A 16,228-nucleotide genomic window follows, 5' to 3' on the forward strand; every position below is an offset into this window, starting at 1 on the left:
TTATTTCAGCGCTGCAAGTCGCGCCAGCGCTTGCGGCAATGCCACCACTTCGGCGTACTTCGCTGCCATATCGTGCAAATTCGCTGCGTGAGCTTGCAAGTTACGCTCACCACAAGTTTCAGGAATCACCCATGTAGGGAAGTTGTATTGCAAAGCATCTACCACAGTGGCACGCACACAACCGCTGGTGGTTAAACCACCAATCACCACGGAATCGACTGCCGCTGCGGCAAGTAACTCAGCTAAACCAGTATTAAAAAAAGCACTTGGCACCGTTTTCTCTACAATGACCTCATGTGGCTGCACCGCCAAACGCTGATCGATTTGCACCCAATGCGTATCAGGTCGCAACATATTCAGAACCGGCAGATGCTGGCGAAACACGCTAGAGGTATGCTCATCATGATAAACCACCGTCGAGAAATAAATTGGCCAACCACGCTGCCGAAAGCAAGAGGCCAATTGCGCCATCGCGTCAACTTGACTATCAAAGGCCCCACCAAGAGGGCTTTCAACAGAGGTAAAACCATAACTCATGTCGACCACGATAAGTGCTGGGCGATGCCCAAAGGGCACCGTCCCAGTAGCAAGATCACCGGGCTGGAGCATTAAGAAGACGCCGTTCTAAATTTAGGCGTAACCGGCGCGGGCAGATGTGTTTCGGCTTCACATCGTGCTTTGATTTCTTCAATGGTACCGCCAAAATTAAACAACTCGGGCTTGCCGCGTGCAGTGCTTAGCGTTTGGCGTAACGCTGTTGTGGCCGCTTGATCAACCGCATCATCCACAATAACCACGCCATAACGGCGTGCGCCTTCAGTAGTAACCAGACCGCAGTGCACATCTTGCAACACCAAAGCCGGATCGCGCTTGAATGGGTCTCCCCAGCCGCCACCGCCCCAAGTATCGAAATATAATAAATCATCTTTTTTCACTTCGATATCGTCACACTTGGCTGGCAGGTAAGTTTGAGTGCCGTCAGCTCTGACTAAACGCTTAGTCGAACGTTGCCCTGGCTCACCGCCACTGACACCCCATGGATAGGTTAACCAACGATCATCATGGATAGCGATAGTGCCATCACACAAGAAACGATAGGCCACACTTAAACCGTTGCCACCGCGGTGCATACCGGCACCACCTGAGTCGGCGATAGTTTCATAGCGTTCAACTCTTAATGGAAAGTAGGCTTCGATAAATTCATTAGGCACGTTGGTGAAGCCAGGCCACAGTGAATGGCCATCTGGCCCATCCCCCACCGGACGCCCCGGAATTCCGCCGAAACCGATTTGGAATAACTGAAACCATTCACCTTTATCGTCATAGCCTGAATAGAATAAATGCGGCGAATCAGAAAAACCGGCAGCGTTCATCGCGTCAGGCGCACTTTGGCCGAGTAAACCGCCCATCACATCAAAGATCCGACCTAAAGCATGCGTACGCCCTGATAATGCCGCCGGAAAGTTCGGTTTTAATAAGCTGCCTTGGGGAATAAATACATCAACTAAATCATAAAAGCCGTCGTTGAACAGTATTTGTGGATCGACTAAGTTAATGGTGAAAGAACCAAAGAACATCTTGAACATGTCTTCGTTTAAATAAAAGTTTATCGAGCTAGCCGCTTGTGGATCGGTGCCGGTAAAATCAAAAAAAGCTCTGCCGTTCTCACGCCACATTTTGCAGCGGATTTTATAAGGCCCCATGCCCACACCGTCATCACAGAGGTAATCTTCAAATACCCGCGGCTCTTCTGGCACGATCATATTGATGATCGCTTGCATCGCGATATGATTACGCTCCAGCATAATTTCCATGGTGGAGTAAAACACATCATCACCAAAACGCTCGGCAATATCTTTGCAACGCCGCGCGGCAGTTTTACAGGCAGCAACCAGCGCGTTTAAGTCAAAGCGGTTCCACTGTGGAGTGCGCACATTATGTAAAATCAGCTCTAACACATCTTGTTGTAGCTCGCCTTTTTTATACAGCTTGGTTGGCGGAATACGAATACCTTCTTGAAAGATACTGTGCGCTTTGATGGGGATCGACCCCGGCACCATACCGCCGTTATCCGACATATGACCAAACATTGCTGACCACGCAATGTGTCGACCGTCTTTGAAGATCGGCACCAACACAATCCAATCAGGTAAATGCGACACCGCCGCATTAGTCATATAAGGGTCATTAGTTAAAATCACGTCGCCTTCTTCCAGCTCACCTTTAAAAGCTTGCATAAAACCGTGGATAAAGGAGCCAAACTGCCCTACCACCATTTTGCCGTCTTTGTTGGCGATCATCGGAAAGCAGTCACCCTGCTCACGAATACCAGGGCTCATCGCGGTGCGAAATAACACAGTGTCCATTTCTTCGCGGGCATTTTTCAGCGCATTTTCAATAATATCAACCGTTACCGTATCAATGTCGACGCGCTGCAACGGGGTATGATTCGTTTGTTTAATTTTGTTATTCATCATGAGCTCCTAAGCGGGATTGATCAGCAAATTGCCGACATGGTCAACACTGGCGCGATACCCCGGTAATACCACCGTGGTCGAATCCATTTCACAAACAATCGCTGGGCCATCAACCACGAGTTGGCTATGCAGTTTTTCACGAGCGTATATCGGTGTCGGGTGATAGCGACCTTCAAAATAGATTTCGCTGTCAGTGATTTTACAATCCGCTAAGCTCGCATCAGGTGAACCTGCTTTACGCACCGGTACCCGCTTGTTTTTCGCGGTCGCAACCGCTCGGATCATCACGACCTCATGACCATCCTCTAAGGCAAAGGTAAATAACTGCGTATGCTCGGCATCGAACTGCGATTTTAATAATGCCGTGCCGTGTTGCGCTAACTGCGCTTCGCTAAACTCAATTGACAACTGGAATGCTTGGCCGGTATAGCGCACATCGGCTTGATAGGTCAGCGTAATCGCCTCACTGTCTAAGCCGTCTTGTTGCAAGGTGGCTTTAGCACGACTGGCTAAATCTTGCAGATCCGCCTTAAATTGCGCTTCGTCAACATTTTTAAGTAAGGTTACGTAGGTACGAGAGGCTTCATCTCGTACTTGCGTGGTGGCATCACCATAGGCACATAACACACCTGGCCCGGGTGGAATAATCGTTGGCCAAGCTTGGCTTAAGATACCCAAGGCATTGGCATGTAGCGGGCCTGCACCACCAAAACCGACCAATGCAAAATCACGCGGATCGAAGCCTTGCTCAACCGAGACTAAGCGCAGCGCGCCAAACATGGCCTCATTAACGATCTTCACAATACCTTCAGCCGCCTCTTCAACCGTTAAGCCCATGGCGTCCGCCACTTTTTTCACGGCTGCTACGGCAGCAGCTTTATTGATCGCCATTTTACCGCCCAGTTGCACATCAGCAGGTAAATAACCGAGTACCACATTGGCATCACACACTGTAGGCTCTTCGCCGCCTTTCATATAAGCAGCAGGGCCTGGCACCGCACCTGCAGATTCAGGACCTACCCGTAACGCTTTGGTCAGCTCGGGTACAAAGGCCAGTGAACCGCCACCGGCACCCACGGTACGAATATCGATAGAGGGTGCTCTCACCGTGACATCACCCACCCGTGTTTCACGACGGATCCGTGCTTTCGCGTCTTGGATAAGCGCCACATCGGTGGATGTCCCACCCATATCAAAGGTAAGAATGTTGTTATGACCAGCTTCTTTACAGAAGTGGATCGCGCCAGCCACACCGCCCGCAGGGCCAGACATTAACAGGTTTACCGGGTTATCGGCTGCCGCTCGTGCAGAAGCCAAACCGCCATCTGAGCGCAGAATAGACAAATGCACATCGGCGCCCATTTTGTCCACGAGCGCCTGCTGTAAATTATCAACATAACGCGCGACTTCAGGACGGACATAGCTGTTAACAACTGTGGTTTGTGTGCGCTCATATTCCTGCATTTCTGGCACAATATCAGATGAAATAGAAATCGGCATATCGGGGAATATTTCCGCGGCAATTTGTTTAGCTTGCCGTTCATGCTCACCGTTAACATAAGAGTTAATAAAACAAATGGTCAGCGCCGCAAAACCGCCGCGTTTTTTCAGTTGTAGTAACGACGCGCGAAACGCATCAACGTGCAAGGGGCTAACAATCGAGCCATCAGCGCCAATGCGCTCATCGGCTTCAATCGTAAGCTCCAGTGGCGCGAGCAATGGCTTTTTAATGTAACTAACCCAACCTCCTAAGCCACCCGGGCAAAACGAACGGGCGACTTGCAAGACCTGTTTGTAACCTTTAGTGGTCACCAAGGCGACCTTTGAACCTTTACCCGTTAATACGGCGTTGGTCGCCACCGTCGTACCGTGCATCACTCGGGAAATCTTTGTAACATCAACACCCGATTCTTCGCAGATCCGCGCAATGCCGTTTAACACTCCAATGGAAGAGTCTTGCGGCGTTGAAGGGACTTTTGCCGTAAAGGTTTCACCGGTATCTTCGTTGATTAACAGTAAGTCGGTAAAAGTACCGCCCACATCTACACCTAATCGATAACTCATTGTTCCTCCCACCGCGCCGCTAACTGCGAGCATATTGTTGTTCTAGCCAGTATTTTGCCTTGCCGCCTTTGGCGGTTCCGGTCAGCGCGATAGCTAAATCAGCTGCGGCTAACAGAGCAGGCATCTCAATTCCTGTTTCATAACCCATCTGTGACAACATCATCACCACGTCTTCCGTAGCCACATTACCGCTGGCACCTGGTGCAAACGGGCAGCCACCTAAACCGGCGATTGAGCTGTCAAAATGCCGAATGCCGGTTTGTAGCGCGGCATAAACATTGGCCAGCCCCATGGCGCGGGTATCGTGGAAATGACAAGACAGTTTGTCAGCACCAAAAGCACTGACTAATTTTGTCATCACGCTAAATACCGCCTCAGGATTGGCCGCGCCAATGGTGTCGGCAATCACACAACGAGCGGCACCGGCAGTGAGTAACTCTTCACACAGTTGCAGCACCGCGTCTGCTGCTACGTCACCCTCAAACGGACACCCCCATGCCGTGGCAACATATGCCTGTACCGCTTGCTTATCTTGTTTCGCTTGTTGTAATACTTCGCGACTCACATCAAGAATGGCTGCGGTATTCATTCGAATATTTTTTTCATTCATAGTGTTAGATGCCGCAAGCACCAACGACATCATCGGGATCCCTAAGGTATGACCATTGTCATAGCCCCGCCGATTGGGAATTAACGCCGAAAAGTCACAGTTAGCCGATGGTAACTGGCTAATGATGCCATCGGTGCCGGCCATAGCGGGTACGGCTTTGGGGGAGACTAAAGCACCCACTTCAATCGCTGGTACTTTAGCGTTAACTAAGGCGTTGATAAGTTGTAATCGCTGCTCCACAGTTAAATGCTTAACTTGATTTTGTAAGCCATCTCGAGGGCCAACATCGTTGATCGTGACGTGTTTGTTTGACATCAGCTGATCACCTTAGCCGCACGTAATGCGTCGATTTGTGCTTCGGAATACCCCAGCAAGCGAGTCAGTACCGAATGAGTATGCTCTCCCAAGGCTGGGGCGGCTGAGAAAGACTCTTCGCCGGTGCGCGAGAACTTAATTGGGTTACCCGGCCCTTTAGTGGTTTTGCCATCAGCCGTTTTCAGCTCCACCACCATATTGCGGAATAACACCTGTTCATCGCTCAATGCTTGCGAGAACTTATTAACCGGCGCACAAGGAATACGTGCAGCCATCAGTTTATCTAACCAAAATTGGGCGGGTTGTGTCGCTAATAACTGATTTAATTGGCTATTAATGAAATCCTGTGCCGCCCAGCGGCCAGGTTGAGTATCAAACTCCGGCTTATCCAGTTCGGGGATCTGCACCACCCCTTTTAGGTTCTGCCAGAAGTTATCCGTGATCACGGCGATGACAATAAAACCGTCTGCCACTTTAAAGGTGTTATAAGGCACATGCACAAAGTGTGAATTACCAATTGGGTAAGGATCTTTACCCGAAAGGAAGTACATGGTGGCCATATAATTAAGCATCGATATTTGGCAATCGAGCATTGAAATATCAACATCTTGCCCGATACCACTGCGTTCACGCTCCAGTAAGGCCGATTGAATACCCATCACGGCGAACATACCGCCACCAAGATCACCAATCGGAATACCGGCTCGCACAGGGTGACTCGGATCAGCGCCTGTGATCGACATACCACCGCCCGTCGCTTGCGCAACTTGATCAAAAGCCGGTCGTTGATAATTCGGCCCGGCGTTGCCAAAGCCAGTGATCGAGCAGGTAATAATGCGTGGGTTAACCGCTTTTAAATGTTCGTAATCAATACCTAAGCGTTTTGGTACACCCGCGCCAAAGTTATTTAAAACAACATCGGCTTCTTTGACTAAATCGTAAAATACTTGCAGACCTTGCGCTGATTTTAAGTCGATACAGACACTTTCTTTGTTGCGATTAAGCGTTAAGAAATAAGCACCCATACCACTAAGCGAATTTTCAGGATCGTTGGCTAATAACTTACGTGTGCCTTCGCCCTGTAACGGCTCTACCTTAATGGTGTCGGCGCCTAAATCCGCTAATATCATGCCGCAGTAAGGACCGGACAGCATGTGCGTCAGGTCAATAATGCGGATCCCTGCTAACGGTTTATTTTTCATACTACAACCTTGTCTAAATTAAGCCTGAACCACTTTAGAAGCGGTAAGAAATATCCATACCATAGGCACGTAATGCTGACGGATGTAAGAAAGAACCACCGAACTCTGGTGCTGGGATCACCTCTTGCAGGTATTTTTCATCGGTTAAGTTGGTTGCCCAAACCGCTAAATTCCAGTTACCTGTATCAAAGCTCACTCGAGCATTAATCGTGCTGTAAGCATCTCGGGTTGCATTACTAAAGTTCTGTGGATGCGGTCCTGGTGGTACGCCACCGCCTAAGGTGCCAAAGAAATCCCAAATGGTAGGGGTTTGTTCACCCTGTAAAGTGTGGAAATAGGTTTTACCGACATATTGATAATCTAAACGGGTCGTCATTAACACATCGCGGGTTAATTCATGTTCCCATAACATCCCGAAAGTGGCAGATTGCTCTGGTGTTTGTGGTGCAACATTACCAATGGTGACCGGACGATTACGGTTTTCTTTAATTTCGGAATCAATTAACCCAACACCGCCAAATAAGGTGATGTCATCCGTCATCCGATAATTCACATCGAACTCAACACCACGAATGGCGAGTTCATCAATGGTAGTGACCGCACGCAGTAAGCCAAAAGGCCCTGCAAAAAATTCAAAGAACTGGTTATCATCCACGGTGGTATCAAATACTGCAGCGTTAATTTTTAAACGACGATCCAGCCAGCTCGATTTCACCCCCAGCTCTAAAGAGGTAGTCACCTCTTTGTCGTATTCATCACTAACCAGTAATTGCGCATCCACCGCATCACCCGGCGTGCCTAAACCCGAGGCGTTGAACCAGAAATCTAAGGTTGCTTGCGTACCAATAGAGTTAAAACCGCCACTGCGAAAACCAATGCCATAGCTGGCATACCAATTCACGTTAGATGATGCTTCATAGGCTAAAGTCACTTTAGGCTGCCACTGACTAAAAGAACGGCTGCGATCCGGGATACCAGTTGGATTGACATTAAAGGCCGGGTTAATTGGGCCGACTACACCGTTGACATAGGTATTCACGTTTAAACCGGACGCACTGACATTCGGAACATTATTCGACACATCACGGGCTTCATGATCGTAACGTAGGGCTAACGCCAGCTCCCATTTATCAGTCAGATCATATTCAATCTGACCAAAAGCAGACAAGACAGAGGTATCAAAGGTGTCATCGAATAACAGATCGGTCGGGTTTGGCCCTGTTGGCGCGACATAGGCTTGGCGTAAAAAGCCATTACCGGTATCTGCGCCATAAGCCACAACAACATCACGATTAATCTCGGCGAAATACACCCCAGCTATCCAACGTAAACTGGCTTCATTATCAATAGACGAGAAACGTAATTCACCGCTAAAATCGCTTTGGCTGCGCTCTTGGAACTGATAACCATCACAAGAGGTGGGCGTATAAGGCCCATACACCCCAACAAAATCGACACCAGCTGGAAATACGCCAAACGGAGCAAAGAATGGGCCGAATAAATCGGTACGATCGGCACCGCCTAAGGCTGCAGGCGCATTATTTAACGTTTGCCGATCTAACTGACAGCCTGGTGTCACTTCATAACCATAAAATGAGGCACTGGTGCCATCGCTGAGTAAATATTCTTCTAGATCGTTATAAGCGACAATTGCTGTCACATCGGCCCAATCCAAGCTCCAATCGGCTTTAACAGAAAATTCGGTAGTTTGTTGTTTATTTTCACCCGGTACGTTAAAAGCGAAAATAAAATCCTGCTCGTTAACGTCTTTAAAATAAGCGGGTTGGGCGAAGGCTTGTTCAAAACTGGGTAAAGCAAAAGCCGCATTAAAATTGATGGCTCCCCCTTTTACTTCGCTGTAGGCGGCGCGCATATCCAATTTAACCATTTCAAAACCGTCATACACTAAACGGCCTCGAACCGACGTGTCTTCCAAAAAGTCGACCGATTTAGCACCGGTAAAGTCATTACGGTAAAAGCCATCAGTTGAGCTGTGACTAACGACCATCCGGCCAAATAAATCTTCGCCTAAAGCGCCGGTTAGCATGCCATTTATTTTTTGGGTGCCATTATTGCCGACACCGACTTCCATTTTCCCTTCTGTAAGATCAGAGGGGCGTTTGGTGGTCACTAAGATAGCGCCTGCCACCGCATTTCGGCCATACAATGCACCTTGTGGCCCTTTTAATACTTCGATTTGTGCCACATCAAGTAAGGATTCATTGAAGCTATTTGGGTTAGTTTGTAATACCCCATCCACCACATAAGCAAAGGTTGACTCAGCATCGCGCGTTGAAATAATGCCGCGAATATTCACTTGGGTATCACCAACGTTGGCAGAATCAACAATACTGACGTTGGGAATTAACGAGATAAAATCACTGGTACGGCTGATACCGGCAGATTGGATATCGCGCTCAGATAAGGCGGTAGTAGCAATAGGAACTTGTTGAATACTCTCAGGTCGTTTCCTGGAAATACTGATTACTTCAATATTGTCTTCTGCGGCGGAGCTTTGTTTTACCGCTGCCGCCTCTTGCGCGTTCACTAACGCTGAATTAGCAGAAACGGACAAGGCGAGCATAACACTAAGTGCGACTTTGGTAGTTCGTATTTCCATAAGTGACTCTCCTGGATTGTTTTAAGAATAATTAAACGCCTTTAACCTACGCCAGAGTGTGGTAGCACTCATACCAAGATATGCAGCGGTCTGTTTTTTGTTACCATTAAAACGCTGCAACGCAGCGCGAATCATGTCGTCTTCCGTGTGTTTAATTAAGCCATAGCTATCAACAGTCGGTTTCGCTGCGGTAAATAACTCATTGGCAATCTGAGGCATGGCTGAGGCTAAACCGTCTAAACTGTTTCGGCTATGCAACCAAGCAACCGCCCGCTCTAACACATTTTCAAGTTCTCGAATGTTGCCGGGCCAGGTGTATCCACAAAGCAACTGTGCAATGAAAGGCAAAATTTGTGCTGCAGAAAAAGCCAAACCATACTGCTGAGCCAAGTTAGCCAGCTTAAATTCAGCGATTAATAGAATGTCGTCATGACGATCGCGCAGCGGCGGCACATCAATGTTGAACACATTTAAACGGAAATAGAGATCTTCACGAAAGGTCCCAGCTTCGACCATTTGCTTTAAGGGGCGATTGGACGCAGCGACCAGTTTTAGCGAGATATCTCGCTCTTGGTTACCGCCCAGTGGCCGGTATCGTCGCTCTTGCATAAAGCGCAGTAATTTGGCTTGTTGCTCTAGTGATAACTCACTAATTTCATCTAAAAACAATAACCCTCGGTCTGCTTCTTCAATTAAACCTTTGCGCCCACCACGTCGAGAGCCGGTATAAGCACCATCCTGATAACCAAACAGCTCCCCTTCAAATAATTCGGAGGGTATGGCGCTGCAGTTCAACGCAACAAACTGTCCTTGAGCAAAGGGGCTATGCTGATGGATGGCGCGAGCGATGAGTTCTTTACCGGTTCCCGACTCACCAAAAATCAATACATTACTCGGCGAATAAGCAAAGGCTTGGATCTGTGACATCACATTAACCATTTTCGCTGAGCGGTAGACCATCCGATGGCTTTCACGAAAAGCAGCAGGCTTTGCGTTGCTATCCGCTTTTTTCGGATAAAACTGATAGACATAACAATGACGGTTATTAATAAACACATCATCTTGGTGGTACCACCAATCACGTTGATTAATCGTGCATTCACCATCTGCAGATGGGTCTTTCTCAACGGCGCTCAGCAACGGCAACAAATCGGTATGATAATCAGCACTTAATTGCAGCTGGGATTTTGCGGCTTGATTGAAAGTTACGCGTTCATCCACCGGATCAACCCAAATAATCGGTGTTTTTGATTGATTTAATAACCAATGTGTTAGTGCTTGCTGCTCACGCTGACGACGGTATTCTTCGCCTCGTTCGAGCGCTCGATTTAACGCCGCTTCACAAGAGCTCACCGAATAGAGAAAAAAAGAAGGGATCTTATGTTGCGCTGCCAAGCCACAGACCAAACTGGCACCAACGAACACCACGTCTGATTGGGCGCGAGCAATATGAAAATATTCTCTCGCTTCATCAGCCGTTCGGTAAATATGCTCGGTAATGTCAACATTAAGCGTTTTAGCTAACAAGGGAACCGATACCGATGGCTGAGCAAAATTAATCAGTACAATGTTTTTAGACACTTTAGCGGCTTTAGTTACCGCATTGACAATATCACGCTCGCTAGTTTGGATAGACTCGACAGGTAACACGAGCGCTGAGGCTAAATAGGCCGCGTTAGACCCTGCACTGACAATCACGTCAGGATTGAAATCATCGATATATTGCTGCACACCACTGAGACTACCGACAATTTCATCCACAATTTTAAATTGGGCACGCGCTAACGTCTTAGGAAAGATACTGCTCATCAACTGGCTAAATTCTTTGTAGCCAAAGATAAGGACCTTAATCGGATCTAAAGACGTAAAGCTTGATTTCACGTTTTGTATACCCACGGTTTGCTCCTTGAACGGCACTATCATCAACGCGCTGTCTGGGGCAATTAATAAAAGATACCTAAGACATTGCAGTAGTTGTGCCAAATTGATGAAAATTTAAACGCCCCAGTACAGCTGAGGCGTGGCGGGAAGTGATTAACCTATTTCTTATTCAGCATAGCCAAATACTGACCGAATATTGATTTCAAACTGAAATTAATTGAAAAAAACATTTCAAATTGAAACGAGGTAAGGGTATAGCAGGAAATTTGACTAAAAAACTGAAGCGGTCAAGTGCGGTTGCACTGCGGGTTTAATCTTCAATTTCAATTAAACCGCCCACTTAAACAGCAGGAATGGAATAAAACACGGTTATCTAATATTTATCTACTATACTTTAAATGAAGCTTGCCTTAATTTACCTCTTGCTACACTTTGACAGGATATGTCGCCTTAATGCCAAAAAATATTAAGACTAACCAACAAGAACCTACTGATAACATCATATTAGAGACGCATGAAAAATCGCCTCAAGATACTACAGTGTTAACTGTCGTCGGTATTGGTGCTAGCGCTGGCGGTTTAGAAGCTTTGCAGCAGCTTGTTTCACACCTGCCAAAAACCAGCGACATGAGTTTTGTTTTAGTTCAACATTTATCGCCGTCATATCGCAGCATGATGGTCGAGCTACTAGAGAAAACCTCAACCATGCCCATTAAAGAGCCGAAAAATAACGATCATATTCGTCCGAATACACTCTATATATCGCCTTCTAACTGCAACATCAAAAGTAGTTCCAACGCCAGCACAGAGTGGATTTTAACCGATTCAAAGAGAAAACCATCACACGCCACATAGGGCGTTGTATGACAGCCTTAAAAATCATTAACGCTAAAAAATATTTTGAGCATTTAGACGAACACTAAACCGAAAGTAAAGTACTGTTCAAAGATATGTTAATTCGCGTAACCTCATTTTTTGCGATCTTCGAGCATTCAATCAACTCAGTGTGGAGCTAAAAGCCACATTGGCTACTAAGATTAAAGATGATAACACTTATCAACAAATTGCCATTCTGTGCCAAAAATTTACGAATACCTTGGAATTAATACACCTCGAAGTCACCGAAACCACGATTTTTGAAAAAGATGAAATGATTTTTGAGAATTTAGAAAGATGTAAACGTTTGGGTTTGAAATGAGTCTTAGATGATTTTGGTACAGGCTACTCATCAATCTATAGCCTGAAGAAGTTTCAATTTGAAGTGATTAAAATAGATAAAAGCTTTATTGACGATATTCTTCATCAAGATGCCGCCAATCTTGTTATCTTAAATGGCATTATTAGCCTGATCCAAGCACTTAACTTAGCGGTAATTTGTGAGTGCGTTGAAAACGAAATACAGGTGAGTTATTTATTGAACAAACAATGTACTGTAGCTCAAGGTTTTTTTACAATAAGCCAATGCACCGTAATAAAGTATTCAGTTATATCCTGCCCTTTTTAGCAAAATAGCAGCAATAACCTCTGCTAAAAAGCAGCCGTAGCAATTAACTAAAAGCTAAGGGTAAGCACATCAGCAATGCATCTTCGCGGCCCTGCGCGCTAACGTAGTAATTATTGCGGCGGCCTGTTTCGATAAAACCCGCTTGCTGATAAAGATGCAATGCCTGTTGGTTAGTTGCACGAACCTCTAACCAGGCATCTAAAGCATTACGTTCGGTACTCTGTGCTACAAAGTGTGCAAGTAATAATTTACCGAAACCCTGACCTTGCGCCTGCGGCGCAACGGCAATATTAAATAATTGGCTTTCTACCCCCAGAAATTGGCCAATATAAAACCCTTGCAACTGTTCATGTTGAAAAACACCATAATTAAAATATTGCTGATTAAAACAAGAACGAAATACCCCTTCAGTCCAAGGGTATAAATTAGCTGCCAACTCGATGTTGACTAAGGTAGGCAAATCTTCAAGGCTTAGTAGCCGGATCTCAGGCATCGACATACTCAGATAACAATAACCATAGCTGACGCTTTAACATGGGTTGTTTAAGTGCCACGAGTGATGGGGTAATTAATTGCTGCTCTTGGAAATGAATGTCTACAGCGTTGGGGTTTATTTGCCAGTCTGTGATGCCAAATGATGCCAACAGACATTCAATATCTGCTACAAGTACATCCAGCTTGCTAGCCTCAACATTGGTTATAGATTCACTCTGGCGCGCATCAGTAGCTTCAGCTGAGCGCGATTGCGAACAATCTGAATAAAACTCAGATTTAGGTTGCAGCGGCACCACAGCAAGCTGCTTTAATAAAGTGAAATGTGTTTGAGAATACATTGTCATAAGAAGAAGTGGCAGGGGCAGAGGGATTCGAACCCCCAACCATCGGTTTTGGAGACCGCTGTTCTACCAATTGGAACTATGCCCCTAGCGTTGGAGTCGCCATTATACAAAGAACCGACTAAAGGTAAAGTAAAAAACATGATGCTCCCACCTGAATGAATAGAAAACATACACTTTTTAGTAAATAAAATAAAGCCCAGAATAAACTGGGCTTTATACGCACTATTTAGCGGTTTTTTGTCGATGTTTTTCAAACCAGTAAATAATGTAGGCGGGTTTCGCCATCATGTTACTTGGCCGTGTATGTATGGCATGCGATGCCCCAGGGATCCGCACCATCGCCGTTTCTACACCACGTAACTGTAATGCCTGATAATATTGCTCAGTTTCAGAAATAGGGGTACGGAAATCAGATTCACCAGTTAATAGCATGGTGGGTGTTTCGACTTTGCCAACATGTTGAATAGGAGAATATTTTAGATAATGCTCAGGATCTTCCCAAGGTAATGAAGGAAACCAATACTGGCTAAAGTAACTGTACATATCGGCATTTAACACAAAAGAATACCAGTTAATTACCGGATTTACCGCAACCGCTGCAGCAAAACGCTTAGTATGAGCAATACTCCATGTCGTTAGCACACCACCACCGCTGCCGCCCGTAACGAATAATTCGCGTTCATCGATAAAACCACGAGCAACCACTTGATCAATACCATCCATGAGATCATTAAAGTCATGGCTGGGATAATTATGATGTATCAAGTTAGCGAAGTCTTCACCATAGCTCGTACTCCCGCGAGGGTTGGTGTAAAGCACGACATAACCCTGCGATGCCAATAATTGCAACTCCATCGTAAAGTAAGGACCATAAGCTGTATGGGGGCCTCCATGGATCTCAAGGATCAAAGGATATTTTTTACTGGCATCAAAAGCCGGCGGATAAATTATCCAGCCTTGCAGCTTACGTTTATCAACAGATGATTCATACCAAAACTCTTCAACCTTACCTATGTCGCGTTTAAATAGTAAATCACGATTAAATGAAGTTAGCTGCTGTTTTTTATTGCGTTGTAATGTCGCCAACTCAGCAGGATGGGCGGTACTGGCTTGCGTATAAGCCACTAAACCATTGTTGGCAACCGCAAATTGACCACCTGAATAAGGCCGACTATAAGAAGATCCACCTAAATCATCAGCTAATACTTTTACTCGGCCATTTCCAGACAACTCAGCTAATAAACCTTTACCCTCACTATCGTAAGTAATATACAGATCTTTACTGTTCGCTTGCCATTGGAAGCTTTCAATACCTCGATCTAAGTCTTCCGTTAAATTCTTGCTATTGCTGCCATCAATATCCATTACATATAAGCGCATAGCTTGATGAGCTAATTTGCGATCATCGTAACCTAAATAAGCAATCTTCTTACCATCAGGAGAAACTTGCGGTTGCGTATCTGGCCCAAAGCGATTGGTTAACGCCGTTAATTGTTTCGTCTTAATATCTAAACGAAATAGTTCGGAATTAGAGACCGCAGTTTGCCAATCTGCATGCCGATTAGCCGATAAATACAAAGCAGAACCATCAGGATGCCAACTTAAACTGCTGCCATGGTTAAACTCTTCGTCAGTCAATTGAATAGCACTACCGCCGTCCGCGGCAATTAAATACACCTGCGTAAAACCCGCTGGTAAATAACCGGCACCATCAGCACGATATTGTTTATTATCGATATAAATAGGCGCTTTAGCCCACTCGGCATTAGCTGGCTTACCAGGTAAGGTTACTGGAGGTGCTTTAGTCACGGGGGTGAACATGGTAAAGGCTAACCATTGTCCATCTGGTGACCAACTTAGATTAGCAGGAGAATGGTTAAGATGGCTTAGTTGAACATTGCGGCCGCTATCTAACCAGTACAAATGGATTTGCTGATCAGCAAAATAGGCAAGCTTACTGTTATCAGGTGACCAACGTGGTGAAGAAGCACTCTGAGCAGAATGGGTAAGCGCTTGTAATTGGCCCTTTGCATCCGCTAACCACAACACAGAACGCCGGCGGTCTGTTTGACGATCCATCCAATTACGCACAAAAACAATTTTTTCGCCTTTACTATCGGGTTGAGGATCAGACACAAACTCAATTTCAAATACATCATCGTACTCAAGTGGAGTGGTAGCTTGCCCCCCCCAACTTACTGAGCAAACAAGTAAAAAACTACAGAACGGTTTAACAAAACGCATAAGCGATTCTCATATTTAAGGAAGTACACTATCCATACTAGAACTCCCTGACCTTGCTGTATTAGCTTTTGCGGTTAATCAACATGGAATAACGACAGAACAAAGCCAAAACAATCTCACTAAATTATCAGGAAATTTATCGGCAAAAATTATTAAGATTCACTGCTTGGAAGCGTTTTGTCAGTGATACTGCACGCGTGATTAGAGCGAACCCAGAGATTGGGCAGTACTGAACACACGTTAAGATGGAAGGTGTATAAACGGTGAGTTTTGAGTTTTGAGTTTTGAGTTTTGAGTTTTGAGTTTTGAGCATGATGGTGACGTCACATTAAAAATCTGTCTAACGGCATACTTCGTTACTCGGAACAATTAGAGCTAACTGCTTTAATTGCCTTTTATACCATTCCATCTGATTTTCTGTTCTAATTAATGCAATCAAAGTAATCCAGCCTTATCTTTATGAATCATACCG

11 protein-coding genes, 1 tRNA gene and 1 pseudogene are annotated in these 16,228 nt (G+C 45.8%); 2 read left to right on the forward strand and 11 right to left on the reverse strand.

Annotation, left to right across the window (positions count from 1 at the left end; all coding sequences use genetic code 11):
* Genes ORJ01_RS15760 through ORJ01_RS15790 form a run of 7 tightly spaced genes read right to left on the reverse strand, consistent with a single transcriptional unit; the run spans position 1 to position 11,184 of the window.
* Positions 1-609 (reverse strand): isochorismatase family protein, encoded by a 609-nt coding sequence (locus ORJ01_RS15760; protein WP_306178856.1) that lies wholly within the window; start codon positions 607-609, stop codon positions 1-3.
* Positions 609-2,477 (reverse strand): hydantoinase B/oxoprolinase family protein, encoded by a 1,869-nt coding sequence (locus ORJ01_RS15765; RefSeq protein ID WP_306178857.1) that lies wholly within the window; start codon positions 2,475-2,477, stop codon positions 609-611. Before ORJ01_RS15765 ends, ORJ01_RS15760 begins: the two co-directional genes overlap by 1 nt.
* A gap of 6 nt (positions 2,478-2,483) precedes the next feature.
* The gene (locus tag ORJ01_RS15770) at positions 2,484-4,541 is read right to left on the reverse strand and encodes a hydantoinase/oxoprolinase family protein (protein ID WP_306178858.1); all 2,058 of its coding nucleotides are present in this window, start codon (positions 4,539-4,541) and stop codon (positions 2,484-2,486) included.
* A gap of 19 nt (positions 4,542-4,560) precedes the next feature.
* A complete protein-coding gene (locus tag ORJ01_RS15775) occupies positions 4,561-5,466 on the reverse strand; it encodes a hydroxymethylglutaryl-CoA lyase (protein WP_306178859.1) in 906 nt (301 codons plus the stop codon).
* The gene (locus ORJ01_RS15780; RefSeq protein WP_306178860.1) at positions 5,466-6,668 is read right to left on the reverse strand and encodes a CaiB/BaiF CoA-transferase family protein; all 1,203 of its coding nucleotides are present in this window, start codon (positions 6,666-6,668) and stop codon (positions 5,466-5,468) included. Before ORJ01_RS15780 ends, ORJ01_RS15775 begins: the two co-directional genes overlap by 1 nt.
* A 34-nt stretch (positions 6,669-6,702) precedes the next feature.
* On the reverse strand, positions 6,703-9,288 hold the full coding sequence (locus ORJ01_RS15785; RefSeq protein ID WP_306178861.1) for a TonB-dependent receptor: 2,586 nt from the start codon (positions 9,286-9,288) through the stop codon (positions 6,703-6,705).
* A gap of 21 nt (positions 9,289-9,309) precedes the next feature.
* A complete protein-coding gene (locus ORJ01_RS15790; protein WP_306178862.1) occupies positions 9,310-11,184 on the reverse strand; it encodes a sigma 54-interacting transcriptional regulator in 1,875 nt (624 codons plus the stop codon).
* Positions 11,185-11,622: 438 nt separating this feature from the next.
* Between ORJ01_RS15790 and ORJ01_RS15795 the strand changes: the two genes are divergently transcribed.
* Together ORJ01_RS15795 and ORJ01_RS16235 are read left to right on the forward strand one after the other, a co-directional pair.
* Positions 11,623-12,024: a chemotaxis protein CheB gene (locus ORJ01_RS15795; protein ID WP_306178863.1), complete on the forward strand. Its 402-nt coding sequence runs from the start codon at positions 11,623-11,625 to the stop codon at positions 12,022-12,024.
* A gap of 355 nt (positions 12,025-12,379) precedes the next feature.
* Positions 12,380-12,673 (forward strand): annotated as a pseudogene (locus tag ORJ01_RS16235) (EAL domain-containing protein); the annotation flags it as partial.
* Positions 12,674-12,716: 43 nt separating this feature from the next.
* Here the strand turns inward: ORJ01_RS16235 and rimI are convergent.
* From rimI to ORJ01_RS15815, 4 genes are all read right to left on the reverse strand, one after another.
* Positions 12,717-13,166 carry a ribosomal protein S18-alanine N-acetyltransferase gene (rimI, locus tag ORJ01_RS15800; protein WP_306178864.1) on the reverse strand — a complete coding sequence of 150 codons (450 nt, stop codon included), beginning with the start codon at positions 13,164-13,166 and terminating at the stop codon, positions 12,717-12,719.
* Entirely contained in the window at positions 13,159-13,512 is a 354-nt protein-coding gene (locus ORJ01_RS15805) for a hypothetical protein (protein ID WP_306178865.1), read from the reverse strand. The genes rimI and ORJ01_RS15805 overlap by 8 nt, the downstream gene beginning before the upstream one ends.
* Positions 13,513-13,521: 9 nt before the next feature.
* Positions 13,522-13,598 (reverse strand) — tRNA-Trp (locus ORJ01_RS15810).
* 136 nt (positions 13,599-13,734) lie between these two features.
* Positions 13,735-15,756, reverse strand: a complete 2,022-nt coding sequence (locus ORJ01_RS15815; protein WP_306178866.1) for a S9 family peptidase — start codon at positions 15,754-15,756, stop codon at positions 13,735-13,737.
* Between the last annotated feature and the right edge of the window lie 472 nt (positions 15,757-16,228).

The sequence above is a fragment of the Alishewanella sp. SMS8 genome, from assembly GCF_030737935.1.
Classification (GTDB): Bacteria; Pseudomonadota; Gammaproteobacteria; order Enterobacterales; family Alteromonadaceae; genus Alishewanella; species Alishewanella maricola.